This window comes from Leptospira borgpetersenii serovar Javanica (assembly GCF_003046425.1).
Taxonomy (GTDB): domain Bacteria; phylum Spirochaetota; class Leptospiria; order Leptospirales; family Leptospiraceae; genus Leptospira; species Leptospira borgpetersenii.
The window spans coordinates 1-1,722 of sequence record NZ_QAJG01000061.1; the positions used below are offsets into that span (position 1 = coordinate 1).

The following is a 1,722-nucleotide window of genomic DNA, read 5'->3' on the forward strand; positions in this document are numbered from 1 at the left end:
TTCTATCTAACGATTGGAGTCGGGAATTACGAAACAAATGGCCTAACGATCGGCGCGATCAACCTTTCTTCAAAAGGAATGAATGTAGGTATTTTCAATAGAAATACAAAAGGATTCAATTTAGGAATGCCAACTTCCAGGAAGGTTTGTCATTCAGCATAGGGGCAATCAATATCGGATCGAGTAGAAGCATCGGACTCCAAATCGGAATTATAAACTATTGCCCCAACAATACGTTTCCTATTATGATCATGGCAAACTATTGCACAGGTTTTTCTAAAGCTGGAGGAAACACAATAGAAATCCTTTAAAATAAACATTCAAAAAATCATAGATCATAATCCTCGCCAATTATTGTTCAAATTATTCGATTCAACCAAATTAAAAACTCCGTCTTCAGTCCCTATAGCGGAACAGAAGACGGATTCTGAAAAATAGAACCAACTAATTACATTCTATTTTTTAGAATATTCTAAAGTATTAATTAATCTTTCAGGGCACATTCATGATTTACTGAAAGCTGGTCTCATGGCTACCTACTAAAAAGTCAAAAGCGACGATAGAGCTTGTGAGATAAAGAGATGCAAGATGAATTTCTTTTCCAACGAATTAGAATAGCTCTGAATCGGTTGTGCCAGCTGTTAGTTCTTTCAACGACCCATCTTTTTCCTCCATATTTACCGATGAGAGGATTTTCACGATTAGCCGATATTTCTCTCATGAGGATTTTACCTTAGAGCTACCTTATTGTAATTGTGGGGTTATTTAGAAGGTACGATCTAACTCTTAAAGATTTTGGACGAAAGCGGTTTGTAAAATTTCTACTAATGACCCCAGTGATAGTGTCTAGAAATCAATTTTGCCATCGTGGACTTACAGCAGCGTGCACCTCCCGCCTCTCCTTGAGCATTGATTTACCGATGTGCTGGCTGGGTATCCCCCTGTACCTCTTCTGTCGTCTCCTTCTCCAGTGCAATTCCTGTTAGAAATTATAAAGTTAAATGTATTGTGGTAAACCTCCCCTAACTGTATCGTTATAAGTCTTGTCAAAGTCCTATCTGGTGTTTCCAGGTAATCCATTACCTGGAACATATCTGTGGTGGGTGTTAGGTATTGTCTGTAGATGTCAAATGGCAGCACAGACGCCCTCGTTTGAATTACCACTAACCCTTGAGAGGTTCTAAGAATTGGAACAGCATGCCACCCTGAAGTTCTATCTGGGCGACGTAACTTTAATATCGCCAACCAAATACTTCCGGGAGGAGAATGGATGAGTGAATTAATGTGAGATAGCATCCTAGAACGAACGGTGAATTCGGAAGAGAGAATCCAGTTGTACTGAGGCAACATAGTCCTAGCGGATGCGAATACCAGCTGTCTGTTTGTATTACCGGCAGGAGCATACACATAAGGTACATCCGTCAATAATGTATTCAACAACGGATAACGTTGTCTGAACGAAATAAAAGGATCCCTACCACGAGCTGTATCGAAAAAATAACCTCCACTCTGAAGAGGTCCTTGAGAATGATACTCCTGCAGCTCTGCTAACATCTGGAAGCTATGAAGCAGACAAACACCGCATACCCCACTCGGCCGAGCTGTATCTATAGTTGAAACCGCTATCTCATAAAGTCTCCGAATCCAATCATCGCTTAATTGAAAGTTTGGAGGTAAGGTCCTTTTTACCCTTTTATAGGCTGACCTATAACCGGCAGGACA

General features: G+C 40.4%; 1 protein-coding gene and 2 pseudogenes. 1 reads left to right on the forward strand and 2 read right to left on the reverse strand.

The window, feature by feature from the left end; all coding sequences use genetic code 11:
* Positions 1 to 311, forward strand: a pseudogene (locus CLV95_RS20250) (LA_2272 family surface repeat-containing protein); the annotation flags it as partial.
* A 199-nt stretch (positions 312 to 510) separates the two neighbouring features.
* On the opposite strand, the pseudogene CLV95_RS20215 reads toward CLV95_RS20250, so the two are convergent.
* Positions 511 to 697, reverse strand: a pseudogene (locus CLV95_RS20215) (hypothetical protein); the annotation flags it as partial.
* A gap of 176 nt (positions 698 to 873) precedes the next feature.
* A partial coding sequence (locus CLV95_RS18495) for a DUF1561 family protein (protein WP_133175068.1) occupies positions 874 to 1,722 on the reverse strand: 849 nt, incomplete at its 5' end.